Below are 23,210 nucleotides of genomic sequence, written 5' to 3'. Positions count from 1 at the left end.
GGATCACCGCATGGCACCTGGACCTGGCCACCCTGCCGATTCCGCCGAGCCCGGCCCCACCCATCGCCCCGCCGGTGAGGAGGCCGGTGCAGTCCGCCGCTTCTGGAGCCGGCTCGGCCTTCCCGGGCTGGTCGACGTCCACACGCACTTCATGCCCGACCGCGTTCTGCGCAAGGTGTGGGACTACTTCGACGCCCTGGGGCCGCTGACCGGTGGAGTCGAATGGCCGATCACATACCGGAAGGAGGAGGCCGAGCGGACTGCCCTGCTCCGCGAGTTCGGCGTACGGTCCTTCACCGCGATGCTCTACCCGCACAAGCCCGGCATGGCCCAGTGGCTGAACGGCTGGGCGGCCGACTTCGCCCGCCGCACCCCCGACTGTCTGCACACCGCGACTCTCCACCCCGAACCGGGCGTCGCAGGTTATGTCCACGATGCCGTCGAGGCGGGTGCGCGCGTCTTCAAGGCGCACGTGCAGGTGGGTGCGTACGACCCGGCCGACGAACTGCTCGATCCGGCATGGGGGTTGCTCGCCGAAGCCAAGATTCCCATCGTGATCCACTGCGGCTCCGGGCCGGCGCCCGGGACACACACCGGCCCCGACCCGATCGCACGGGTACTGGCACGGCACCCCCGGCTGCGGCTGATCATCGCGCACCTCGGGATGCCCGAGTACGAGGAGTTCCTCGGCCTCGCCGAGCAGTACGAGGAGGTGCGGCTGGACACGACGATGGCCTTCACCGACTTCGCCGAACAGCTCACGCCGTTCCCCCGCCGGGCCCTGCCCCGCCTGGCCGGCCTCGGCGACCGCATCCTGCTCGGCTCCGACTTCCCGAACATCCCCTACCCGTACATCCACCAGCTCCATGCCCTGGAGCGACTGGGGCTCGGAGACGCGTGGCTGCGAGCCGTGTGCCACGACAACGCGGCCCAGGTCTTCGGCCTGGAACTGCAGGCGGGGCTGTGGCGTCCGAACCTGACATGAAGGAAGAGATCAAGGGCCTCGCGGGTTTCCTCGTGGCCGGTCTGGGTGCCGTGGCGGCGCTGCTGGCCTGGGCACCACTGGCACGGGTCAATGTGGAGGGCGGCTTCGAGGGGCTCCACCGGGACCTCAGTGTCCTCTACATCGACCTGCCGCTGGTCGCCGCGGGCGGCGCCCTGGTGCCACTGACCTTCTGGCTGCTCACCTTGCGCCGGTTCCACCGCCCGTGGCTCGCCGCCTTGGCGGCCGTCGCCGCGGCCGCCCTGGGGATCTGGGGCCTTACGAGTTGGTGGGCCCCGTATCAGGCGCCTGAGTTCGCCCACTGACGGTCGTGAGTGTCAGGGCGCCCCGCCCTCGGGGGTCCACTGCGAGCTACGACCTCACCCGGTTCACAGCGAGGCGGTCTCCGATGCGGTCGTCCACGCGAAGCCGTCCGGGTCGGTGAAGGACCCGGCATCGCTGCCGATCGCGAGCCGGTGCGATCCGGTGCCGTCCGGCGTGACGCCTGCGACCTTGGCCAGGCCACGGCGCTTGTACAGCGCCAGCTTGACCGGACCCGATCCGGTGGCGAACTCGACGTACTTGCCGCCGAAGCTCTTCGCCACGGCGAGGCCGTGATCGACGTAGAACTGCTTGCTGGCCTTCACGTCCTCGACGCCGAGCAGGAGCACGATCTCGTCGATCTCCCGCGCGGCCGGGCCGGTGTCCTTCTTGGACGACGACGCGATCTGCCAGATCGTCCCGTCGGGAGCCTGTACGACGCCCCCGTAGCCCCAGAGCGACTTGACGGCCGGCTTCAGCGTCGTGGCACCGGCTTCCACGGCCGCGTCGACGAGGGCGTTGACGTTGCCCGGCTGGGACACCACGAGCGACAGCGTGAAGCCGCGGAAGCCGGTCGTCGGTGCCTCGGATGCCCCCAGGCGTACCTGGTTGCCGAGCCCGAAGGCGGTGGAGTAGAAGCTGCCGGCGGCGGTGGGGTCGGCCACCTCGAGAGTGACGAATTCGATGGAAGTCATGGGAATGACGCTAGTCACGGCTGGGAAGCGGCGCTTCTCGATTCCTGACCAGAACGAAACCTGTGTACCGGTCCATCAGTACTCGTTGCGGCGCCGCAGCCCGAAGGGCCGGCCGTCCGGGTCGACGAAACGGCGATGCAGAGGCGTGTACAGCGTCCTGGCCGTACTGGAGAGGCTCGGCCGGCGATAGGCACGCAAACGCCCCGGAGGCCTGGGGCCATGCCGGCCGTTGTCGTGCCAGGCATCCAGTGCGGCGGCGCTCGCGGTGAAGGCGTCGAAGGCCTTCAGGGGATCGCAGAGCGCGTCGGGCGCGTGCGGCACCCCCAGTGCGTCCAGATCCAGGTGCTCGCGCATGAGCTCCAGTCGCAGATCCCTGGCGAAGCTGCGCGCACCGTCCCCGAGACCGCCCGGGTCACATGGCTCGCGCGGGTCCGGGCTCTCGTCCAGGACGGCACAGGTGAGCTCCGAGTCGTGGGTCCAGGAGCGGAGGTTGATGTTGTCGGAGCCCACCGAGGCCCACACGTCGTCGATCACACACACCTTGGCGTGCACGTACACCGGCGTCCCGACGTGGTTCTCCAGCCCGTACACCGCGACCCGCCCGCCGGCGGCCCGGCGCAGCCTGTCCAGGGCGGTGATCCGGCCGATCAGGTTCATCGGCAGGGTGAACCGGCCGTCCTGTTCGGGGACGCTGGGGATGACCGCGATCAGGCGCAGGCCGGGGTGGGCGGTGAGTGCCTCGGCGAAGCATTCCACGACGTGCGGAGACCACAGGTACTGGTCCTCCAGGTAGATCAGGGCCCGAGCCCTGCGCAGCGCCTTGCGGTAGCCCCGCGCGATACTGCGCTCACCGTCCGGGGCGAAGTCGTAGCCGCGCAGCAGCCGGTTGGGGTAGGTACGCAGGGCCTGGACGATGTGCGTGCCGCACGGCGGGGGTCGGCTGCCTGGGACGGCAGCGGGTCGGCACGGGTGTCCTCGTCGTGAGCGAGCTCGCGCAGGCGTACGAGCGGGCTGCGGGTGAGGGGCGCGGGGTCTTCCCAGCGTTCGCGGAAGCCGGCCTCGATGTCGCCGACGGCCGGTCCGCGTATCGCGAGCTGGATGTCGTGCCACGGTGGGTGCGGTCCGTATGCGGCGGCGATGCGCAGCGACTGGGAGTCACCGCGGTGAGCGGCGTCGTCGTTGCGGTTGTGGCACAGGTCGATACCGCCGACGTACGCGACGTCGCGCTCCGGCCGGTCGGGATGCCGGAGCACGACGAGCTTTTGGTGGTGCGAGCCGCCGGGGCGTACCCGCATGTCGAGCAGGCACTCGCCGCCCCCGGCTTCGATCGCGTCGCCGAGGTGCCGGTTCTCGGCCTCGCTGAACTGGAAACGGTCCAGGTGGGAGCGCCAGAGCAGCCCCTTGACGATCACTCCTCGGTGGGCCGCCTCTCCCAGGACGGTGCCGATTTCGCTGCCGGGTCCATCGAGACGCTCGTCGGGGTCGCCCCGCCAGTCGGTGAAGAGGAGCAGGTCTCCTGCGCGCTGCGCACGGATCGTGCTGAGGAGTGCCGGGAAGTACGTCGCACCGTGGATGAGCGGACGCACCAGGTTGCCGTACGACCACGCCTGTCGATCCGACCGGCGGCTGTCCAGACGTGTGGCACTGTTGCCGCGCTCGGCCGAGGTCAGCAACCAGTCGCTCAGTTCCACAGCACAAGCCTCCCGATGACACACACGGGTACCCCGTTCTCGCCCCCTCAGCCTGGGCTCCGAGGGCCGTCACTTGTTCGCGACGGGGTGGTACCGCAGGTTCACCTCCGCGGTTCGGTCGCCGCCGTTGAGCAGTTCGAGCCGCATGGGCACGCCCCCGGGGTTGTCGAACAGTCGGACCCCGTCGCCGAGCAGCACCGGCGCTACGTGCAGGTCGATCTCGTCGACCAGGCCCCGCTCCAGGAGTTGCCTCCCGATCGTGGGCGAGAACACCTCTAGGTTCTTGCCGCCGGCGGTCTCCAGCCCGATCCGGACCGCCTCGGCCACATCGCAGTTCAGGAACGTCACGCCCTCGGCCTGCTGGGCGTCCTCAGGATGGTGCGTCAGGATGAAGAGCGGCCCCTGCCATGCGCCGCCGTAGATGGCGCCGGGCTCGGGGTAGGCGTCCCAGCCCTTCCGACCGCCCAGCACGGCGCCGGTCGTCTCGACGTACTCCTCGATGATGCCGGGCCGGGACGAGATGCCCGTCAGCCAGTCCATCGAATCCTGCGGCCCTGCCACGAACCCGTCCAGCGACATGCTGAAGTGCAACAACACCTTCCCCGCGGCCGTCTGTGGCTTGGTGTCCGGCAGCGCGGTGAGGAACATGCCGTCGGGGCTCTGGGGGGTCTCTGCGGTGGCCATGGCCGGTTCCTCTCGTCGGGGGCCCTCGTACGTGTGACCGGTCCCGCCGCCGAAACTCATCACCGTCGTGCCGGCGTCAGGGCAGAGCGGCCGAAGGCACGTCCGGAAGGCTTTGGCGCAGCCGTTGGGCGTCCCGGAAGAGGCGGTTCGTGTGGCCGGCGAGCACGCCGCCCAGCAACAGCTCGGGCCTGTAGAAGGACCGCGCCGAGGCGGCCACCTCCCGGGCTGACAGGTCGATCTGGATGATCTCAGTCCGGCGGATCTCGTCGATGGCGCTTCCCCATACGACGCGCCGCAGATTCGCCCATGCCATCGCGCTCATGCACATCGAGCAGGGCTCGCCCGTTGTGTAGAGGGTGGTCTCGGACCAGTCCTGGTTGCCGTGGCGATCCACGTAGTCGTTCATGGCGACCACCTCGCCGTGCAGCAGCGGGTTGTCCGCCCCGGTGTTGACCCCCCTCCCCCGGACCTCGCCGGTGCGGCTGTCCACGATCACCGCGCCGAACGGCCACTCGGGATTCCTCCGAGCCTCCTCGATGGCCCGCCACATGAGCCGCTCGTGACGGGTGCCGGTTCGCAGGTCCGTCGCCGCGTGGCTCTCTCGCATCGCATGCCGAGGGAGTGCGACCGGCGCCGCAACTCCCGTCACCACGGCTCCGAACCTGCCGAGGAACTGACGCCTGCCCGAGTCCATACCCTGCTCCTTGCGCCGCCACCGACAACTCCACGGAGTGATCAACCCATCACAGATGGTTTCCGATCCGGGTCTGCGTCACGCATCGCGCAGGCCCGAAGCGGCCGAGCCTGAACAGAACCTGGTGCGTCATGAGTCAGACCAGTTCGGGTTGCGGTTCCAGTTGCCGCCCCGGTGCGACCTTCGGTTCCCAGAGCCTGGTGGTCCGCATGTAGCCGAGGATCACTGAGACCATCGCCAGAATGAGAAGTGGCCCGAACACCAGCGGATATCTGGCCATCTCCATCGGGAGATAGCGATAGGACGCCAACAGGGCCGCGAAGACCGCCGTGCCGTAGGCGACCAGCTGGATTCCCGACCGGTCCCAGCCACGAGCGAGCGAACGCATCGCCGCCTCGATCGTGAGCGCGAACACCACACCGGCGACGAGGTCCACGCCGTAGTGGTAGCCGAATCCCAGAGTTGCGCCGAGCGTGGCAATCAGCCAGAAGGAGCCTGCGAATCGCAGAATCCGCGGCCCGTTCCGGGAATGAACGAAGATCACGGTGGCCCAGGCCGTGTGCAGGCTGGGCATGCAGTTGCGTGGGGTGATCTCGTCGAACGGCATCGGGTGCGGCACGCCCATCGGCGGTGCCGTCTCCGGCCACAGGTTGGCGACCGCCCACTGCCCGCCGTCGACGCCGTAGGCGAAGACCGGCCCGACGACCGGGTAGATCATGTAGATGCCCGGCCCGAGGAGGCCGATGGCAAGAAACGTGCGCACCAGATGATGGCTCGGGAAGCGGCGCTCGACGGCCACGTGGCGCAGTTGGTACAACGCGACGACCACTGAGGCCACCGCGAGCTGGACGTAGACGTAGTCGAGAACGTGGGCGCCGACCGGGCCGGTGGCCCGAACCATCCGGCCCACCAGCCACGACGGGTTGCCCAGCGCCTGATCGGCGGTTGCCACGTACTGGTCCAGCACCACCGGGCGGGTCTGCGAGGTGATGTGCAGCCACGCGTCGCCGGTCTTACGGCCGGCCACCAGCAGCAGCCCCAGCCCGACGCCCTTCAGGAGCAGGGCCCGTTCCCGGCCGGTGCGCCGCGTGACAGCGATGACCGTGCAGCCCAGCATCACCCACAACGCGCCGTTGCCGAAGGGGTGGCCTTCGGTCACCTTTACGTCGGCAGCCCACCGCACCACGACGAATATGAGGTCGATGCCGATCGCGGTACCAACCGCGATGAACCGTTGCCGCCGGGTCAGCACCACCATCATCAACGCCATACCGGCGTACAGCAGGAATCCCGACTTGGGCGGGAATATCACCTCTCGCACCTGCGTGGTGATCGGCCCCGGTATGCCGTAGTGGCGCGCCGCGATCTCCAGCGCGACGAGGAACCCGACGGCCACCACACCGGCAGCGGTCCACAGCATCACCCGTGGGCGACGCGACGCGGCGACGGCGAACTTGATTGAGTTTTTTATTCGCGAGAACACCCGCGACGACATGGGTATCAATTTGTTTGGCCGGTTTTCAGATGTTAGGTAAACAGGTCACTTTGCTGTGATTGGTCCGGGTTTCGGGCAACAGTTGGCGATGAGGGCGATCATCGCGAGTTCGAACATGTTAGCGGAGAAGGCCAGTAGGTTTCGGCTCGGTTAACTGACGCCCGCTCAGCGCGGTGACAGCACGCCCGACAGCCCACCTTGGCGCTGCCGGTACCGGCCTTCGGGGGAATTACGCCTCGGCAGCGCGGTCCTGGGACCGTCGGGTGGTACGGGCATGAGATGGCCACGCCCCCCGATCCGCCTGCCTCGCCGCTCGAGCACCCGGGCGGCGTGGAGTCGCGCGTGCCGGGGCTGCTGCGGACCGCCGCCGCGTACGCATGGCGGATCATCGCCATCGGCATCGTCGTCCGCGTCGCCTTCTCCGTGCTCGGGCAGTTCCACCGGATCGCCGTCGCCGTCTTCCTCGGTCTTGTGATCGCTGCCGTGCTCCGCCCCGTGGCCGGCCTCCTCGCCCGCTACATGCCCCGCCCGCTCGCGGTCGCCGTCGCGCTCATCGGCGGCATCGTCCTCATCCTCGGGGCGCTGGCCCTGGTGGGTGAGACGGTGGCGGACCAGCGAAGCGGGCTGGAGCGGGAGTTCGTGACGGGAATCGACCGGATCGAACGCCAGCTGGAGGAGCCTCCGTTCCGGCTCCCCCCGGACATCTTCAATGATCTCCAGTCCCGGATCGGCAAACTCCTGTCGAGTCACCGCTCGACCCTCATCAGCACGGCACTCAGCGGCGCGAGCCGGCTGCTCGAGGTGTTGACCGTGCTCGCTCTGGCCCTGTTCTGCGCGGTCTTCTTCACGCACTCCGGCGAGAAGCAGTGGCAATGGCTGTGCGACCAGCTCCCCGTGGCGGCCCGTCAGCGTTTCGCCGTGGCGGGCGGGGCGGCCTGGCGGACGTTCACCGGTTACACGCACGGCATCCTGCTGGTCGCGGCAACCAACGCGGTCCTCGTGGGCGTCGCACTGCTCGCACTCGGTGTGCCCCTCGCCGTGCCGTTGGCGCTGCTTGAGTTCGCGGCCGCGTTCATCCCGCTGATCGGCTCGCCGATCGCTCTCGCGGTCGCGGCCGTCGTCGCGCTGGCGTCCAAGGGAGTACTGATCGCCCTGCTCGTCGTGGCCCTGATCGTGGTCATCGGACAGATCGAGGGCCACCTCCTGCACCCCATCGTGATGAGCTGGGCCGTCCGCCTGCACCCGGTGGTGGTCGCGCTGGCGGTCGTCGGCGGAGCGGTGGCGGCGGGGGTGATCGGCGCCGTGGTGGCCGTACCGGTGGTGGCCGTGGTCTGGTCCGTGTGCCAGGCCCTGCGGGGCCGCACCGACGAACCGGAAGGGGTCGGGGCGAGGTCCGGCGACGACATCGCCTGAGCCGTGTCTGGTGACCGATCTCGGGTGGGCCGGGGTGCGTTGACGGATTTGGCGTGGAAGTGGACGCCGCCGCGCGGTGCCAGGCGCCGGGAGCCGACCCCGGTTCGGCCGGTACAGCGCCGGTACGGCCGGTCAGTGGCCGGCAACGGCCTTGACCAGGGCGACGGCCAGCCCGATCACCGCGTCGAGCACGCCGGCCAGGACGCCGGCCGCGGTGCTGTTGCCCATCCGGACACCGCCGTACCAGCCCCATCCGAACAGGCCGGCCACGTTCACCCCGGCCGCGGCGAACAGGGCGGTGTCCAGGTCCATCACGTCCAGGGCCGCGGAGCCGATCAGGATGAGCGGGCCGACCGCGGACAGCAGCAGCGGGCTGCTGACCCACAGCATCCGGCGCAGCTCCGCGCCGGTGGCCACCCTGCCGTGCACCGTGCGGTGGGCCTGCTCGTCGGCGACGAGCGTCGCGAGCCAGAGGCCGACCGCGGCGGCCGCCACACTGGCCGCGGCCCCGGCGGCGGAGGGGTGCTCGGACACGGTCAGGCCGATCACCACGGAGATCATGGTGATGGTCGCGTACAGCCGCTCCTTGAGCCAGTTGAGCCAATCGGCCGTGGTCCGCGGGTCATTGCCCGCCCCGGCCGCCGGGCCGCCGGCCGGAAAGGGTCGGCCCCCGGCGCCCTCCATGTCGTCGTGGCCCATGCGGTCAGCGTAGGTGTTCGGCCGGGCCTGTCTGACGCTACGTCAGGGTGTGTCGCCGGGGAGAGAGACGGCGGCGGTCGTACGCCGGGTGCCTGCCTGCGGTGCTCTCGTACGGGTCAGTGGGCGGCGCGGAGTTCGGTGAGCAGGGCACCGGCGACGATGTTGGCGACGCTGCCGGCGGCGCACCTGCACCCGTCCAGTAGCCGTCCGCGAGCAGGCGGGCGCCAGTCAGCGAGCCTGCCCCGGTCGGCTTCCGGCAGGTTCGTCGCAAAAGGCTGCTCCCAGCGGGCGCCGATGTGTCGACGACGCCGCGCCTCAGGGCCCTTCGGCCCGGAGCAGATCCACGGCACCCTCCCCGCTGTACCCGCTCAGCGACGCAGGACCCGGCGCTGTACGCCTTCCAGCGGGCCGTGGGAGAACCGGCGCAGCCACAGGGTCGAGGCGGCTACGAGGAGAACGCAGACCGTCGCCCACAGGCCCATGACCCACCAGGGACCGCTATCGGCGAAGTGTCCGGCCAGGCCGAGACCGATGCCGTAGCAGGCCAGCATGCACAGCACGTTCTGCAGGACGTAGCAGGACAGTGCCGTACGGCCGACCGCGGACAGACCGTGGGTCAGGAAGGCCGGGAACCACCCGCGGTCCAGGGCGACGCCGACCAGACCCATGTAGCCGACGGCGACCACCGGGGCCGCGACATAGCGGCCGAGGAAGAAGAACTCCTCACCGCCCAGCCACAGGGCCGCGTTGAACGGAATGCCCAGCCCCAGGCCCCAGACCGCCATCCGCGAGCGCAGCCGCCGCCCCCGGTCGGTGGGCGTGAAGGCTCCGGAGCGGTGGAGGCGGACGCCGAGCAGGAAGAGGAAGACCAGCAGGCCGAAGGAGATGACCGGTTCCATCCGCAGGGCGATCGCGTTCTCCAGCCGGAAGGCGATCTGGTCGAACCAACTGCCGTGGGCGTACACGTCCACCGCCGCGTCGGACACCTCATTCCCGGAGTCGTCGGAGGGAGCGGCCAGCAGGGCGAGCGTGATGAGTGACATCAGGACCACGTGCACACTCACCGACGTCCACATCACCGCGCGCCGTATGCGCTCGGTACGCGCCAGCAGCCTGGCGATCAGCAGGGCCGTCAGGGCGTACCCCATCAGCACGTCGAACCCGAAGACCAGGACGAAGTGCACCGTGCCCTCGGCGAACAGGAACAGCGCACGGGGCCGGTAGCCGCGCGGCCACGGGGTGCCGCGGCGGGCGGCGGAGTCGTACTGAATGGCCAGACCGACACCGAACAGGATCGTCAGCAGCGACAGGAACTTCCCGTCCGCGAGGAACCGGAACAACGCCTCGGCCGGCTCTCCGAGCGGGTCGGGCATGGGCGTCCCCTGCAGGAACGCCCACTCCGAGCCGGGCGCGGCGAAGATCCACACGTTCGTCATCAGGGTGCCGAGAATCGCCGCTCCACGCAGCACATCGAGCAACGGCAGCCGGGCCGGGGCGGCGGGCCGCGTGGAGGACGAGTCGTCAAGGGACGCGCGAAGGCTGTAGGGCATACCTTCAGGTTCTCGGCGCTGTTCGGCTCGATCGTCGTGCGGCCGGACGAAAACGCCGTACATCCTTCGATGCAGTCCAGGCGCCGGCCCCGGCCCGGTCCCAGGCCGTCCAATGCCCAGCGTGGCGTTCGGAACATTCGTCCAAGACAAGCCCCGAGAAGTCGGCCACGGTAGAGGCATGCGCAGTTACGACGCGAGCCCCGCCCCCACGGACCGCGACGCCGTAAACGGCTGGGAAGTCGCCCGTCTGCACGGCGGCACGTCTGTGAACGGCGTGTGGATGGCAGGGTTCCGCGACCGTGTCGACGGTGGCCTGGATCTGCAGGTCCTCCCCCAGCCCGCAGTGATCGTCGTCATCGGGCTCGGAGACGCCCCGCTCACGGTCGAGGGTCCAGCGGGGCACCTGCCTCTGAACAGCCTCGTCGCCGCGCTGTCGCCCGGTTCGGCCCGGATCCGCGGCGAGCGGGTCGAGTGCATCGAGATGCGGTTGTCTCCCCGGGCGGCTTACGAACTGCTGGGTGTGTCCCCGTACGAATGGACCGCTCCATCACTCCTCTCAAGGACCTGTGGGGGCGTCACGAGGAGCGCCTGCGAGAGCAGTTGGCCGAGTCCTCGACCTGGCAGGAACGCCTCGTGCTGATGGACGAGTTCCTCACCGAACGTGCTGCAGACGCACCGGAGATGGCGCCTGAGGTCGCCGCCGCCTGGGATCTGATCGTGGGCCGGCGGGGGCGAGTACGGGTCGACGACCTCGCCGCATCCTGCGGCTGGAGCCGCAAGCGGCTGTGGTCCAGGTTCACCGCGCAGGTCGGCCTCACGCCCAAACGCGCCGCCATGCTGGTCCGCTTCGACCACGCCGCCCGAGCGCTGACCGTCGGCCACAATGCCGCCGACGTCGCCCTGGCCTGCGGATACACCGACCAGTCCCATCTCCACCGCGACGTACTCGCCCACGCCGGATGCACACCACGCGCCCTCGCCGACAGGAACACGACCGCCGGCTAAGCCGTGTCCGCAAAAGTCCCTTCGGCGCACACCGAACGCACCGAAGACCAGAAAGGACCGCATCTGTGACGAACCCCGGTACCCAGGCAGCACACTCAGCCGACCGCGACCTGATCGGCCGGCTCACCTTCGGAACCATGGCCGCACAAACCCTGCGCGCAGGGGTCCAGTTGAAGGTTGCGGAGCTGATCGGCGACACCCCACGCCAGGCCACCGAGGTGGCCGCCGACGCCGGAGCCCACCCCCAGCACATGACGCGGCTGCTGCGTGCCCTGGCCGCCCTCGGCCTGCTGCGGGAGCTCGCTCCCGGCAGCTTCTCGCTGACCGGCGCGGGCGCACTGCTCGACGCAGAGCACCCCGACTCGCTCGCATCGTTCGTGCGCGCGTTCACCGATCCGACCGTGGTCCGTGCCTGGGAACACCTGGATGGCAGCGTCCGCACGGGCGAGGTCGCCTTCGACACCGTCTTCGGCACCGACTTCTTCACTCACCTCGCCCAACACCCGGAACTGTCCGCGCAGTTCAACGCCGCGATGAGCCAAGCCGTCTCCGAGACCACCGCCGCGCTGCCGCACGCCTACGACTTCGGCCGGTTCACCACCGTCACGGACATCGGCGGCGGGGACGGAACCCTCCTGGCCGGCGTGCTCGGTGCGCATCCGCACCTCACCGGCGTCGTCTTCGACACGACGCACGGCCTGGACGAAGCACCCGACACGCTGGAGCGCCACGGGCTCAACGACCGCTGCTCGCTGATCGCCGGAGACTTCTTCAGTTCCGTCCCCGCAGGCTCGGACCTCTACCTGCTGAAGAGCATCCTGCACGACTGGACGGACGATCAGGCAGTCACCATCCTCAGCCACTGCCGCGAGGTACTGCCACCCGGCGGTGCCGTCCTGATCGTGGAGCCCGTGCTCCCCGAAGCCGTCGCCGCCCACGCCGAAGAAGCAGACAGCCTCGACAGCTCGATCACCTACCTGAGCGACCTCAACATGCTCGTCAACCTCGGCGGCAAGGAACGCACCCGCGACACCTTCCAGGACCTGTGCCATCGCGCGGGCCTGACCCTCACCAGGGTCAGCCCGCTCACCGACGCCGAGCCCTTCTTCATCCTCGAAGCCACAGCCCGCTGACCTCCCCGCGCCCCGGCCCGGGTCCGATGGCCCGGGCCGGGGCGCAGGTCACCTAGCGGTCAGTTCGACAGGGCGGCGAACATGCCGGGCTCGTACGTCCCTCCCTGCATGCGGGTGATCACGCCGAGCCGGTTGGCCGCGTTGATCATGGCGACCAGGGAGACCAGCGCGGCGATCTGGTCGTCGTCGTAGTGCTTGCGCACCTGTGCCCAGGTCTCGTCGGACACGCCGTGGTTGGCGTCGGCGAGCCGGGTGCCCTCCTCGGTCAGCGCCAGCGCGGCCCGCTCGGCCTCGGTGAAGACGGCCGACTCGCGCCAGGCGGCGACCAGGTGGATCCGCACCGCCGTCTCACCGGCCGCTGCGGCTTCCTTGGTGTGCACATCGACGCACCAACCGCAGCCGTTGATCTGGCTGGCGCGCAGTTCCACCAACTGCTGCAGATCCTTGGGCAGCGAAGACTCCATGATCGCCAGGCTGACGTTGTACATCCGCTTGCCGACCTTGGCGCCGACCTCGTTGGTCATCAGGTTGAAACGGGATTCCATGGGCTTCGTCCTCACTTGTGCGACAGCGGTACCGCGCGGTCGTTCGCGCGGCGTCCGGACGACCACCAGATGCCGACGCTCCGCTCCTTGTGACAGCGACGACGGTGTGATGTGCGCCACCGGGATCGGATGTCACAAAGCAGCGGGGACCGGCGTCTTGTGCGTGAGGAACGCCGGACAGCGAACAGGTGGGGAGTCAGCCGTGACCGAGCGCACCGTGCGACCGAGGGACACCGCTGGATCTCCCGCTCCCGGCGACGGGATGAACTCCGCCACCGAGGCGTTCGTCGCACACCGGAATCTGCTGTTCACCGTCGCCTACGAGATGCTCGGCTCGGCCACCGACGCGGAGGACGTCCTGCAGGAGACCTGGCTGCGATGGGTCGGCGTCGATCTCGGCGCCGTGCGCGATCAGCGGGCGTTCCTCGTCCGGATCACCACACGCCAGGCACTGATCCGGCTCCGTACGCTCCGCCGGCGCAAGGAGTCCTACGTCGGCCCCTGGCTGCCCGAACCGCTGCTGACGGCGCCCGACGTGGCCGAGGACGTCGAGCTGGCGGACAGCGTGTCCATGGCGATGCTGCTGGTCCTGGAGACACTCGGCCCCACCGAGCGGGCTGTGTTCGTGCTGCGCGAGGTCTTCGACCTGGCATACGGCGAGATCGCGCAAGCCGTCGGCAAGAGCCCGGCCGCCGTCCGTCAGATCGCCCACCGCGCGCGGGCACACGTCGCAGCGCGCCGCCCGCGCGGGGCCGTCTCTCGGGCCGAGGCGCAGAACGCGCTCGATGCCTTCCGCCGGGCCGTCGACTCCGGCGATCTGCAACGGCTGCTCGACGTCCTCGCGCCGGATGTCGTCCTGCTGGGCGACGGCGGCGGAGTCGTGCAGGCCGTGCCCGCGCCCGTCGTGGGCGCTGCCGAGGTGGCACCCCTGGTCGCCGGGCTGACCCGCTTCGGCGCCGCGGCGTCGCTGCAGTCGACGACCATCAACGGCCATCCGGCCCTGGTTCTCCGGCTGCACGGTCAGATCGACACGGTGCTGGCCGTCCGCATCGACGACGGTCTCATCACGGGACTCTACGCCGTACGCAACCCCGAGAAGCTGTCGCGCGTGGAGCAGGAGACCGCGATGAGCCGCTGACCGCGCCTTGAACCAGCCGTCCTGGAACGGTTGTTGGAACAGAGTGGTCAGGACCATGCCGCAGACGGCGCCGACCATCCCATTGACCTGCCGTCAGGGTGATCGAAAAGGGTTTGCGGACTCGGGCCGCCCTTCGATAGACGTTACGGCTGGACCCCCGCCACGAGGGCCGAGGGGGGACGACAGCGAGAGGAGAGACAAGCCCATGATCGCCATGATCAGCGCGCTTTTGTCCTCCCGGGGCGCAGACCGCGTCTGAACCCCCGGAGCGGACGGGCGCCTTCAACGGAGCGTGCCTTGACCGAGCAACTGAACGACCTGACCATGCGTCCGATCAACGGACGCGACGAACTCGACCTCTTCTCTCAACTGCCCTACGTCCTCAACGCGGAACTGGCCGACGACCTTGCCTCCGGCCGTCGGCGTCCCGAATGGATGTGGGTCGCCCAGCGCGGTGACCGCCTGCTGGCCAGGGTTGCCTGGTGGAGTCGGCCCGGCAGGGACACACCGCTGATCCTGGATGTCCTCGACATCGACGACAGCGCCCCGGATCCCGATCGCCTGGACATCGGGGTGCGGCTTCTGCGGACGGCGATGGCCGCTGTCCTCCCGGACAGTTCGCGTCCCCCTGAGTACAGCCGTTTCATCCCGCCGGACTGGCGTGACAACGCGGCGACCAGACAGGTCGTCGAAGACCGCATGACGGTACTGGAACGGACCGGCGCCCGGCTCTTCGTCGAGCGACTTCGCCTGGAATGGAATCCGACGTCACCGGTCCCCCGGCCCAGCAAGCGTCTGCTCTTCCGGCCGGTCCAGGATGACGGGGAACTCGTGGCCCTGATGGCCCTGGTCCTCGACGGCACGCTGGACGCACACAGCCGTGACGACCTGACGCGGATGTCTGTCCAGGAGGCGGCCACCCGGCACTACGAGGACGAACTCGCCCGCTACACGAGCCCGCGGGACTGGTGGCGGATCGCCACGCTGCCCGATGGAGAACCGGTGGGGTTCGTGATCCCGGCCCACAACAGCTACAACCCGATCCTCGCCTACGTCGCCGTCCTGCCCGCACATCGCGGCATCGGCTACATCGACGACGTCCTCGCCGAAGGCACCCGCATCCTCGCCGAGCAGGGCGTCCCCCGCATCCGGGCCTCCACGGACCTCGGCAACGTCCCCATGGCGAACGCCTTCCGGCGGGCCCAGTACGTCAACTTCGAGCGGGAGATCAACATGACCTGGAACTGATCACGCGTGCCCACCCACCCGGCCAGGCCAGACCAACCAGCAAGGAGTACGGGACCGTTGAACGTCGAGCTCCCCCCGTTCGTGCGCGACACCGCCGCCCGGTTCGGGGCCGGCGTCCCCTACGCCCTGAAGGTCCTGGCCGGCCGGCTGGCCGACGACCCGGACATGGGCCGGCCGTCCAGTCTGCCCGGCATCCTCACCGTGATGGTCGAGGGCGACCTGTACGAGGACTGCCCCGACCTGGCCGTCGGCTACATCCGCGAGCCCGACCGGATCCAGATCCGGTACGTGAGCCTCGCCCCCTCCGCCGAGCCCGTGGCTCCCGACCAGCACGAGGGCCCAGGTCGGGAGCAGGTCCAGCCAGTCGACCCGCTGACCGAGGCCGTCACCGTACGGCAGATCGCCGACGCCTGGCTGCGCATCATCCGCCGCCTCCAGAACCACGCCCCCGACTCCTGTGCCGCCCTCCGCCCCGGTGCCGAACTCACCGCGATCGCCGCCTTGGAGAAGGATCTCGGCGTCCGCATACCCACCGAGCTGCGCACCCTGTGGCTGCTGTGCGGAGGCGACGACGGGGCCGACGGCTGGGGCTCGGGATGCCTGCCGGGCAACGAGGCCCTGATGGCCCTGGACGCCGTGGCCGACGTCTACCGGTGGAAGTTGGACGCCCAGGCCGACCACGACGCTCACAACGCCGGCCGGTCCGAGGAGGAGCGGATCACGGTGTGGAAGGCGACCTGGATTCCGGTTGTCGCGCACGGTCCGTCCGACAGCACCTCCGGCCTGTACCTGGACGCCGCGACCGGCTACCTGGGCCGTTGGTCCCGCTACAACGACGCTTGGGACGAAGAACTCGACACCCTGGTCACCTACTTGGAAGAGGCCGCCGACATGCTCGAAGCCCCGGCCCTGGCCACGCGGGACAAGCCCGGCCTGGTCGGCGGGGCGCTGGTGTGGCGCGGGGGGTTCGGCCACGCGATGGTGGACCGGTGGCGGCCCCTGACCGGCTGACCGTGCAAGAGGCCTCCGCCCACGAAGCGTTCGGCCATACTGATCACATGATGGGTGTGCCGCTCTCCGTACTCGAAGTCGCGATGGTCCAGAGCGGGACGGACCCCGCCGACACCTTGCGGGACACGCCCGAGTTCGCCCGTCGCGTCGAAGGGCTCGGCTACCGACGGCTCTGGTACGCCGAGCATCACCACTCCCCCGCCATCGGTGCCTTCCCGCCGGTGGTGCTGGTCGCTCACGCCGCCGCGACGACGTCCTCGATCCGGCTTGGATCCGGGGGCGTCCTCGCCCCCAACCATGCTCCGATCATGCTGGCCGAACAGTTCGGCACGCTCGCCGCGCTGCACCCTGATCGCATCGATCTCGGGATCGGCCGTGGCCCGGGTACCGTGCACGAGGCGACAGCCCTGGCCCTGCGGCGCGGGGCGGGTCCGGCTACGGACGAGGAGTACCGCGACGACGTGGTGGCGACACTGCGCTTCCTGCTCGACGAGGTCGCGCTCGGCTCACTGCCCGAGCCCTGGCTGCTGGCCTCCAGCGTGTCAGGGGCCGCTCTCGCCGCGCAGCTCGGTCTGCCGATGGCCTTCGCCCATCACTTCCGACCCGAGAACACCGCTGCTGCGATCGGGCACTACCGCGCGCACTTCGTGCCGTCCCGCTGGTGCCCGAGCCCGCGTGTGCTGCTGTGCGTGGAGGCGGTGTGCGCCCCGACGCGCGAAGAGGCCGAACGGCTCGTCGGGCCGATGAACGTCGTCAAGGTCGGCCTTCTCCAAGCGCGAAGCGACATCGCCTTTCCCACCCCCGCCGAAGCGGCCGCACATCCCTTCTCCGACCAGGAGCGGCAGGCCCTCGCGGCGTTCCACGCGCACCAGGCGTACGGCGACCCCGAGACCGTCGTACGCCGTCTCACGGAGCTGACCGAAGCGACCGGTGCGCAGGAGTTGATGCTCGTGTCACCGGTGTACGCCCTGAAGGACCGCCTCCGGTCCTTCGAGCTCATCGCCGCGTCGTCACCTGCACAGGGCGACGAGCCAGTCGCCACCGCGTAGGGCAGGCCTGCCTGCCCTGGCTCAGGGCCTCGCGTCACCGCGTCGGCGGCCACCACTCGAACAGCAGCAGCGTCGCGTCGTCCCGGAGGCTCCGGGGCTGTGCGTCCAGGATCGAGTGGATCAGTCGCCGCAGGGTTTCCGGCGCCAGTTCGCCCGCGGCGGTGGCGCGGATGATGTAGTCGGTGAAGTGCTCCAGGCCGAACATGCCGCCGTCGCGAGTACGGGACTCGGTGACGCCGTCGGTGTAGAGAAGCACCCGGTCGCCGGGCTGGAGTGCGATCTCATGGGTCTGCCGGGTGCTCTGGGCGAGCAGCGACGGCAACCCCATCGGTGGTTCGGGTTCCCGCTCCATGGCGTCGACGAGCAGCCGCTGGTCCCGGATGAGCAGCGGCGCGGGGTGTCCGCAGTTGGTCCAGCGCAGCACGCCGCCCGCCAGGTCGAGCTGGGCGAGGACGCCGGTGCAGAACTGGTCGGGCAGCCATCGGGCCAAGGCGTCGTCCACGCTCTGCACCAGTTCTGGCAGGTCGGCCCCGGTGCGCCGGGCGTTGCGGCAGGCGGCGAGCGACACCGCGGTGGTCAGGCCCGAGGCCAGGTTGTGGCCCATGGCATCGAGGACGGAGGCGTGCAGGGTGGTCTCGGTGAGGGAGTGGTCGAAGGCGTCGCCGCCGAGTTCGTAGGCGGGCTCCAGTACGGCCGTGGACACGACGTGCGCCGTGCCGATCGTGCGGGGCGGCAGGAAGGCGCGCAGCATCTCGGCCGGCAGCTGCATCGGTTCGGTGCGGGTCCGTCGTACGAAGGAGTCCTTGTACGCCCGCTTGGACGTGATCATCATGGCCAGGAGAGCGGCGAGCGTCCGGCTGCGGCGCAGCGAGGCCGGTGTCAGGGCCGGGGAGTGCACGGCGAGTACGCCGAGCCGCTCCGCGCCGTCCACCAGGGGGAGCCAGGCCGTCATGCCGCCGGCCTCGGACTCCTCCACGCGCAGGGACTGGGTGCGGTACGCCCAGCCGGCGAGCGAGTCGTCGACCGGCAGCGGAGAGCCCGCGTCGGTCAGCGGGAGCAGCCGGCGCTGCTGGAGGTCGGCGAGGTAGATCACCGCGTGCTGCAGTCCCAGCGCCTTGGAGCAGCGGGCCACCGCGGTGGACAGGTCCAGCGCCGCGCTCTCCGGGTCGGCGAGGAACTCCTCCAGCGGACCGCCGCCGGGCTCGGCCGTCTCCACCTCGTCTCCTCCCGTCGGGACCGTCGGACGCGGTTCGGGCGCGTCGTTCAGCAGTCTCACACCGCGGCCCGTGGCGTGCCCGGCGACGGGGGGCCAGTCGGACTGGAGCGGCGGCAGGCGCCCCGGCGACACCGCCGTACGGATGAGGGTCCCTTCACGATGCCGAGGTCGGCCGGTCAGTCCTCCTGGACCACGGAGAGCACGTTCCCGGCGGGGTCGGTGAACCACGCGATCGCCATGGGGCCGCCCTGGCCGACGCGAACGATGCCCTTCTCGTCGTGGTCGAACCCGGAGTAGCGCTCCAGGCTCACGCCGCGCCGCTCCAGTTCGGCGACGGCGGCCTCGATGTCGTCCACGGGGAAGTTGAGGATCGTGAACGTCGCGGGAGTGTGCGTGTCCTTTGGATAGACGAAGACGTGCCCGCCACCGCCGAACCTCACGATCAGCATGCGCATCTCGCCCTGTCCCATCTCCTCCACCTGGAGGCCGAGGGTCTCCCCGTAGAACCGGCGGGCCGCGTCGAGATCGTCGACCGAGAAGCCGCTGTACGCCTGCGATTGTCCGAGCATGCCGTGTGTCTCCTTCGTGGGTGAGCCGTTCTGGCATCTCAGGGCACATCAAGGGCACCGCGGCCGACGGCACGCCGCGCTGGCAGCCGTCCGGATGGTCGTGCGCCCTTCAGCCGTCAGAGTTGGCCTATACCAAAGCCTTGACAGTGGTTTCCGTCACTCCTTAAATCATGCAATGAAATAAGCGTTCACCGCCTTCACCCCCCACTCACGCCGCATCGTCGGCGCAGGAGATGACATGCCCCCTACATCGCGACCAACCGTCAGAGGCCGCGGTCCGTTGACCGCGGCCTTTGTCGCCGCCGCCACGGCCGCCTCGCTCCTCAGCGCCGTCCAGCCCACCCAGGCCGTCCCGGAACGCGCCGCCGATGCAGCCCCTTCCGCCGCTGCCCTCCCCACCAGCTGGTCCACGGTGGTGAACAGCGGCAGCGGCAAGTGCCTGGACGCACGAGCGGCCGGCACCGTCAACGGCACCGCGGTGCAGCAGTACGCCTGCAACAACAGCACGGCGCAGCAGTGGAGCTTCACACCGACCAGCGACGGCTACGTGCGGATCAACAGCCGCAACGACGCCCAGCAGGTGGTGGATGTCAGCGATGTGTCCACGGCCGACAACGCGGCCGTGCATCTGTGGACGTACGGCGGCGGCAACAACCAGCAGTGGCAGGCCGTCGACGAGGGCGGCGGCGCCTACCACTTCGTCAACCGGCACAGCGGCAAGTGTCTTGACGTACCGTCCGCCTCGACGGCCGACGGCGTCCAGCTGGTGCAGTACACGTGCAACGGCTCGGCCGCCCAGCGCTTCCAGGTCGCGCCCGTGAGCACCGCCCCGGGGGATGTCGACCTCGGCCCGAACGTGGCCGTCTTCGATCCGTCGATGCCGTCGTCCACGATCCAGAGCCGACTGGACTCGATATTCCGGCAGCAGGAGACGAACCAGTTCGGCTCCGAGCGCTATGCGGTGATGTTCAAGCCGGGCACGTACAGCAATGACGTCAACGTCGGCTTCTACACCCAGGTCCTGGGCCTGGGCCAGTCCCCCGACTCGGTCACCATCAACGGCGCCGTGCACGTGGAGGCGGACTGGTTCCCGCCGCAGAACGCGACCCAGAACTTCTGGCGGGGCGCGGAGAACCTCTCGGTGAACCCCACGGGCGGCACGGACCGCTGGTCCGTCTCCCAGGCGTCCGGGTACCGGCGCATGCACGTCCGCGGCAACCTCGAACTCAGCGACGGCGGCTGGTCCAGCGGCGGCTTCATGGCCGACACGAAGATCGACGGGCAGGTCCGCTCCGGCACGCAGCAGCAGTGGCTGACCCGCAACTCCCAGCTCGGCAGCTGGACCGGCTCCAACTGGAACATGGTCTTCGTCGGCAGCCAGGGCGTCCCGGGCAACACGTTCCCCAACCCGCCCTACACCACGGTCAACCAGACCCCGACCGTACGGGAGAAGCCCTTCCTGTACGTCGACAACGCGGGCGCCTACCGGGTGTTCGTGCCCTCCCTGCGGACCAACTCCTCGGGCACGAGCTGGGCGAACGGGGCCGCGGCGGGCAGCTCGCTCGGCATCGACCAGTTCTTCGTCGTCAAGCCGGGCGCGACGGCCGCGCAGATCAACGCCGCTCTCGCAGAGGGCAAGAACCTGCTGGTCACCCCCGGTGTCTACCACCTCAACCAGACCCTGCGGGTCACCCGCCCCGACACCGTGGTCCTCGGGCTCGGTCTGGCCACGTTCATCCCGGACAACGGCATCACGGCCATGACGGTCGCCGACGTCGACGGCGTGAAGATCGCGGGTGTTCTCTTCGACGCGGGTACGACCAACTCCCAGACCCTGGTGGAGATCGGCCCGTCCGGCGCCGCCGCCAACCACGCCGCGAACCCCACCTCCCTGCATGACGTGTACTTCCGCGTCGGCGGTGCCGCCGTGGGCAAGGCGACCACCAGTCTCGTCGTCAACAGCGACAACGTCATCGGCGACCACATGTGGATCTGGCGCGGCGACCACGGCAGCGGCATCGGCTGGAACAGCAACACCGGCGACACCGGCCTCATCGTCAACGGCGACAATGTCACCATGTACGGCCTGTTCGTCGAGCACTACCAGAAGCACCAGACCATCTGGAACGGCAACGGCGGGCGGACGTACTTCTACCAGAACGAAATGCCCTACGACCCGCCCAACCAGGCCGCCTGGATGAACGGCTCCACGCAGGGCTACGCCGCCTACAAGGTCGCCAACTCCGTGACCAGCCACCAGGCGTACGGGCTGGGCAGTTACTGCTTCTTCAACGCCAACCCGTCCGTCACCGCCGAGCGCGCCTTCGAAGTCCCCAACACCCCGGGCGTCCGCTTCCAGAACAGGGTGACCGTCTCGCTCGGCGGTACCGGAACCATCCGGCACGTCATCAACGACCGGGGCGGCCCGTCCAACTCGTCCACCAACGTGGCCAACCTGGTGAGCCACCCGTGAGGCGGCTGGCAGCACGACTGCTGTTCGGGCTGGCGTTGGTGCTGGGGCTGACGGCGGGCCCGGCGCCCGCCGGACTCCACGCCACCGCCGCGCACCGGGCACCCGCCTTCAAGGTCATCGCCTTCTACAACGGCACCTGGGACGCCGCGCACATCGACTTCGTCAAGGAAGCCAACGAGTGGTTCCCGCGCACCGCCGCCCAGAACAACTTCACGTACCGGGCGACGACCGACTGGAACCTGCTCGCCAACGGCGGCGTGAACGACTACCAGGTCGTCCTCTTCCTCGACGACGCGCCGGACACCGCGGCCCAGCGAGCCGGCTTCGAGCGGTACATGCGGGCGGGCGGCGGCTGGATGGGCTTCCACGTCTCGGCGTTCACCACCGACGCCGGTTCGTGGCCCTGGTACTACAACACCTTCCTCGGCAGCGGGAACTTCAGGTCGAACACGTGGGGCCCCACGACGGCGAACCTGCGCACCGAGGACCGTACGCACCCCTCGACCACCGCACTGCCGGCGACGTTCACCTCGGCCGTGAGCGAGTGGTACAGCTGGTCCAACGACCTGCGCACCAAGCCGAACATCAAGATCCTGGCATCGGTCGACCCGTCGAGCTTCCCCCTGGGCACCGACCCCAACCAGTCCTGGTACAGCGGCTATTACCCGATCCTGTGGACCAACACCCAGTACCGGATGCTGTACGCGAACTTCGGCCACAACGCCATGGACTACGCCACCAACACCCGCCTGTCGTCCACGTTCGCAAGCCCCACCCAGAACCGCTTCCTCATCGACGGCCTGAAATGGCTCGGCCGTGCGGCCGAATAGCCGTCACCTTCCAGGCCATGCCGTGCCCGAGAGCTCCGCGATGCCTGCCTCGAAGGTGATCGGGGGTTAGAACTGCAGGTCGCGACGGGCGGCTTCGATGCTGAACCAGTGAGGGTGGACCAGCTCGGCGACGAGGAAACGGCTGAGCGCGTGCGTGCGGGCGAGTCCCGTCAGCCGCAGCACGCGCTCGCTGGTGGCCGCGGCGGCCCGGGCGAGCGGTGCCGGCACGGTGCACCAGGTGGCCCGTAGTCCGGCCGCGCGCAGGAAGTGGGAGGTGATGTCGCGAAGGGGCCGGGGGTCGTCCTGGGTGATGAAGTAGGCGCGGCCCCCGATGGGCCGGCCCTGCTGGAGTGCGTCCAGGGCGAGCAGATGAGCGTGGGCGGCGGTGCGCAGGTGCGTGGTGTCGACGAGGTTGGTGCCGTCGCCGGGTATCACCAGTCTGCCCCCGCGTACGGAGCGTGCCAGAGCCGGAGCGAAGTGCGGGTCGCCGGGGCCCCAGATGATGTGGGGGCGCAGGGCGACGGTGGCCAGGTCGGGGCCGTCGCCGGCGAGGACGAGGGCTTCGGCCCGGGCCTTGCTGTGCGGGTAGGCAGCCAGGTGCCGACAGGGGTAGGGATGGCGTTCGTCGGCGTTCTCCAGGCCGCCGGGCCGGAAGACGACGCTGGCGGTCGAAGTGTGGACGAGCATGCCCACACCGTGGGCACGGCACTGGTCGATGACGTTGCGGCTGCCCAGCACGTTGGTTCCAGTACAGCGTGAGGGGGCCGCT

Annotated in this window: 22 protein-coding genes and 1 pseudogene; 11 read left to right on the top strand and 12 right to left on the bottom strand. The window is 69.6% G+C overall.

Annotated features, from left to right (window positions below; all coding sequences use genetic code 11):
- The first annotated feature begins 10 nt into the window (after positions 1-10).
- Both OHO27_RS41440 and OHO27_RS41435 read left to right on the top strand, forming a co-directional pair.
- Positions 11-985, top strand: a complete 975-nt coding sequence (locus OHO27_RS41440) for an amidohydrolase family protein (RefSeq protein WP_328430051.1) — start codon at positions 11-13, stop codon at positions 983-985.
- A complete protein-coding gene (locus tag OHO27_RS41435) occupies positions 982-1,308 on the top strand; it encodes a hypothetical protein (RefSeq protein ID WP_328430050.1) in 327 nt (108 codons plus the stop codon). Before OHO27_RS41440 ends, OHO27_RS41435 begins: the two co-directional genes overlap by 4 nt.
- Positions 1,309-1,371: 63 nt before the next feature.
- Here the strand turns inward: OHO27_RS41435 and OHO27_RS41430 are convergent, their stop codons facing one another.
- The 6 genes from OHO27_RS41430 to OHO27_RS41405 form a co-directional block, all read right to left on the bottom strand.
- Entirely contained in the window at positions 1,372-1,998 is a 627-nt protein-coding gene (locus OHO27_RS41430; protein WP_328430049.1) for a glyoxalase, read from the bottom strand.
- 75 nt (positions 1,999-2,073) lie between these two features.
- On the bottom strand, positions 2,074-2,754 hold the full coding sequence (locus OHO27_RS41425) for a phospholipase D-like domain-containing protein (protein ID WP_328430048.1): 681 nt from the start codon (positions 2,752-2,754) through the stop codon (positions 2,074-2,076).
- A 38-nt stretch (positions 2,755-2,792) separates the two neighbouring features.
- Positions 2,793-3,689 (bottom strand): hypothetical protein, encoded by an 897-nt coding sequence (locus OHO27_RS41420; RefSeq protein ID WP_328430047.1) that lies wholly within the window; start codon positions 3,687-3,689, stop codon positions 2,793-2,795.
- 69 nt (positions 3,690-3,758) lie between these two features.
- A complete protein-coding gene (locus OHO27_RS41415) occupies positions 3,759-4,373 on the bottom strand; it encodes a dihydrofolate reductase family protein (protein ID WP_328430046.1) in 615 nt (204 codons plus the stop codon).
- Between the two features lie 76 nt (positions 4,374-4,449).
- Positions 4,450-5,067, bottom strand: a complete 618-nt coding sequence (locus OHO27_RS41410) for a nucleoside deaminase (RefSeq protein WP_328430045.1) — start codon at positions 5,065-5,067, stop codon at positions 4,450-4,452.
- A gap of 136 nt (positions 5,068-5,203) precedes the next feature.
- Positions 5,204-6,487, bottom strand: coding sequence for a phosphatase PAP2 family protein (locus OHO27_RS41405; protein WP_328430716.1), 1,284 nt, complete (start codon positions 6,485-6,487; stop codon positions 5,204-5,206).
- Positions 6,488-6,841: 354 nt separating this feature from the next.
- Between OHO27_RS41405 and OHO27_RS41400 the strand changes: the two genes are divergently transcribed.
- The gene (locus OHO27_RS41400; RefSeq protein ID WP_328430044.1) at positions 6,842-7,975 is read left to right on the top strand and encodes an AI-2E family transporter; all 1,134 of its coding nucleotides are present in this window, start codon (positions 6,842-6,844) and stop codon (positions 7,973-7,975) included.
- Positions 7,976-8,107: 132 nt separating this feature from the next.
- On the opposite strand, the gene OHO27_RS41395 is transcribed toward OHO27_RS41400, so the two are convergent.
- Positions 8,108-8,674, bottom strand: a complete 567-nt coding sequence (locus OHO27_RS41395) for a hypothetical protein (protein WP_328430043.1) — start codon at positions 8,672-8,674, stop codon at positions 8,108-8,110.
- Between the two features lie 368 nt (positions 8,675-9,042).
- A complete protein-coding gene (locus tag OHO27_RS41390; RefSeq protein ID WP_328430042.1) occupies positions 9,043-10,224 on the bottom strand; it encodes a DUF418 domain-containing protein in 1,182 nt (393 codons plus the stop codon).
- Between the two features lie 534 nt (positions 10,225-10,758).
- Here OHO27_RS41390 and OHO27_RS41385 point away from each other — a divergent pair.
- Both OHO27_RS41385 and OHO27_RS41380 read left to right on the top strand, forming a co-directional pair.
- Positions 10,759-11,229 (top strand): helix-turn-helix transcriptional regulator, encoded by a 471-nt coding sequence (locus OHO27_RS41385; protein WP_328430041.1) that lies wholly within the window; start codon positions 10,759-10,761, stop codon positions 11,227-11,229.
- A 65-nt stretch (positions 11,230-11,294) separates the two neighbouring features.
- The gene (locus OHO27_RS41380; RefSeq protein WP_328430040.1) at positions 11,295-12,362 is read left to right on the top strand and encodes a methyltransferase; all 1,068 of its coding nucleotides are present in this window, start codon (positions 11,295-11,297) and stop codon (positions 12,360-12,362) included.
- A gap of 59 nt (positions 12,363-12,421) precedes the next feature.
- Here OHO27_RS41380 and OHO27_RS41375 read toward each other — a convergent pair whose 3' ends face one another.
- On the bottom strand, positions 12,422-12,907 hold the full coding sequence (locus OHO27_RS41375) for a carboxymuconolactone decarboxylase family protein (protein WP_328430039.1): 486 nt from the start codon (positions 12,905-12,907) through the stop codon (positions 12,422-12,424).
- A gap of 262 nt (positions 12,908-13,169) precedes the next feature.
- Here OHO27_RS41375 and OHO27_RS41370 point away from each other — a divergent pair, with 262 nt between their 5' ends.
- The 4 genes from OHO27_RS41370 to OHO27_RS41355 all read left to right on the top strand — a co-directional run bounded on the left by OHO27_RS41370 (position 13,170) and on the right by OHO27_RS41355 (position 17,353).
- Positions 13,170-14,045: an RNA polymerase sigma-70 factor gene (locus OHO27_RS41370; RefSeq protein ID WP_328430715.1), complete on the top strand. Its 876-nt coding sequence runs from the start codon at positions 13,170-13,172 to the stop codon at positions 14,043-14,045.
- Between the two features lie 324 nt (positions 14,046-14,369).
- On the top strand, positions 14,370-15,293 hold the full coding sequence (locus tag OHO27_RS41365; protein WP_328430714.1) for a GNAT family N-acetyltransferase: 924 nt from the start codon (positions 14,370-14,372) through the stop codon (positions 15,291-15,293).
- Positions 15,294-15,350: 57 nt separating this feature from the next.
- Positions 15,351-16,304, top strand: coding sequence for an SMI1/KNR4 family protein (locus tag OHO27_RS41360; protein ID WP_328430038.1), 954 nt, complete (start codon positions 15,351-15,353; stop codon positions 16,302-16,304).
- Positions 16,305-16,351: 47 nt separating this feature from the next.
- A complete protein-coding gene (locus tag OHO27_RS41355) occupies positions 16,352-17,353 on the top strand; it encodes an LLM class flavin-dependent oxidoreductase (protein WP_328430037.1) in 1,002 nt (333 codons plus the stop codon).
- Positions 17,354-17,387: 34 nt separating this feature from the next.
- Here the strand turns inward: OHO27_RS41355 and OHO27_RS41350 are convergent, their stop codons facing one another.
- Together OHO27_RS41350 and OHO27_RS41345 are read right to left on the bottom strand one after the other, a co-directional pair.
- Complete coding sequence (locus OHO27_RS41350; protein WP_443059739.1) at positions 17,388-18,569, bottom strand: PP2C family protein-serine/threonine phosphatase; 1,182 nt, start codon at positions 18,567-18,569, stop codon at positions 17,388-17,390.
- 176 nt (positions 18,570-18,745) lie between these two features.
- Positions 18,746-19,138 carry a VOC family protein gene (locus OHO27_RS41345; protein WP_328430036.1) on the bottom strand — a complete coding sequence of 131 codons (393 nt, stop codon included), beginning with the start codon at positions 19,136-19,138 and terminating at the stop codon, positions 18,746-18,748.
- A gap of 238 nt (positions 19,139-19,376) precedes the next feature.
- On the opposite strand from OHO27_RS41345, the gene OHO27_RS41340 reads away from it, so the two are divergent.
- Together OHO27_RS41340 and OHO27_RS41335 are read left to right on the top strand one after the other, a co-directional pair.
- The gene (locus OHO27_RS41340; protein ID WP_328430035.1) at positions 19,377-21,611 is read left to right on the top strand and encodes an RICIN domain-containing protein; all 2,235 of its coding nucleotides are present in this window, start codon (positions 19,377-19,379) and stop codon (positions 21,609-21,611) included.
- A pseudogene (locus OHO27_RS41335) lies at positions 21,608-22,432 on the top strand (ThuA domain-containing protein); the annotation flags it as partial. The gene OHO27_RS41340 and the pseudogene OHO27_RS41335, both read left to right, overlap by 4 nt.
- Before the next feature lie 75 nt (positions 22,433-22,507).
- On the opposite strand, the gene OHO27_RS41330 reads toward OHO27_RS41335, so the two are convergent.
- Positions 22,508-23,179: an NAD-dependent epimerase/dehydratase family protein gene (locus tag OHO27_RS41330; RefSeq protein ID WP_328430034.1), complete on the bottom strand. Its 672-nt coding sequence runs from the start codon at positions 23,177-23,179 to the stop codon at positions 22,508-22,510.
- Between the last annotated feature and the right edge of the window lie 31 nt (positions 23,180-23,210).

The organism is Streptomyces sp. NBC_00443, assembly GCF_036014175.1.
In the GTDB taxonomy this organism is placed as follows: Bacteria; Actinomycetota; Actinomycetes; order Streptomycetales; family Streptomycetaceae; genus Streptomyces.
Note: the sequence above shows the minus strand (reverse complement) of the source record. Positions and strands in the feature narration are given on the sequence as shown.

Coding starts and splice junctions, on each gene's coding strand:
- OHO27_RS41440 (WP_328430051.1), top strand. CDS start 11: ATGGCACCTGGACCTGGCCACCCTGCCGATTCCGCCGAGCCCGGCCCC.
- OHO27_RS41435 (WP_328430050.1), top strand. CDS start 982: ATGAAGGAAGAGATCAAGGGCCTCGCGGGTTTCCTCGTGGCCGGTCTG.
- OHO27_RS41430 (WP_328430049.1), bottom strand. CDS start 1,998: ATGACTTCCATCGAATTCGTCACTCTCGAGGTGGCCGACCCCACCGCC.
- OHO27_RS41415 (WP_328430046.1), bottom strand. CDS start 4,373: ATGGCCACCGCAGAGACCCCCCAGAGCCCCGACGGCATGTTCCTCACC.
- OHO27_RS41410 (WP_328430045.1), bottom strand. CDS start 5,067: ATGGACTCGGGCAGGCGTCAGTTCCTCGGCAGGTTCGGAGCCGTGGTG.
- OHO27_RS41405 (WP_328430716.1), bottom strand. CDS start 6,487: ATGCTGTGGACCGCTGCCGGTGTGGTGGCCGTCGGGTTCCTCGTCGCG.
- OHO27_RS41400 (WP_328430044.1), top strand. CDS start 6,842: ATGGCCACGCCCCCCGATCCGCCTGCCTCGCCGCTCGAGCACCCGGGC.
- OHO27_RS41395 (WP_328430043.1), bottom strand. CDS start 8,674: ATGGGCCACGACGACATGGAGGGCGCCGGGGGCCGACCCTTTCCGGCC.
- OHO27_RS41390 (WP_328430042.1), bottom strand. CDS start 10,224: ATGCCCTACAGCCTTCGCGCGTCCCTTGACGACTCGTCCTCCACGCGG.
- OHO27_RS41385 (WP_328430041.1), top strand. CDS start 10,759: ATGGACCGCTCCATCACTCCTCTCAAGGACCTGTGGGGGCGTCACGAG.
- OHO27_RS41375 (WP_328430039.1), bottom strand. CDS start 12,907: ATGGAATCCCGTTTCAACCTGATGACCAACGAGGTCGGCGCCAAGGTC.
- OHO27_RS41370 (WP_328430715.1), top strand. CDS start 13,170: ATGAACTCCGCCACCGAGGCGTTCGTCGCACACCGGAATCTGCTGTTC.
- OHO27_RS41365 (WP_328430714.1), top strand. CDS start 14,370: ATGCGTCCGATCAACGGACGCGACGAACTCGACCTCTTCTCTCAACTG.
- OHO27_RS41355 (WP_328430037.1), top strand. CDS start 16,352: ATGATGGGTGTGCCGCTCTCCGTACTCGAAGTCGCGATGGTCCAGAGC.
- OHO27_RS41345 (WP_328430036.1), bottom strand. CDS start 19,138: ATGCTCGGACAATCGCAGGCGTACAGCGGCTTCTCGGTCGACGATCTC.
- OHO27_RS41340 (WP_328430035.1), top strand. CDS start 19,377: ATGCCCCCTACATCGCGACCAACCGTCAGAGGCCGCGGTCCGTTGACC.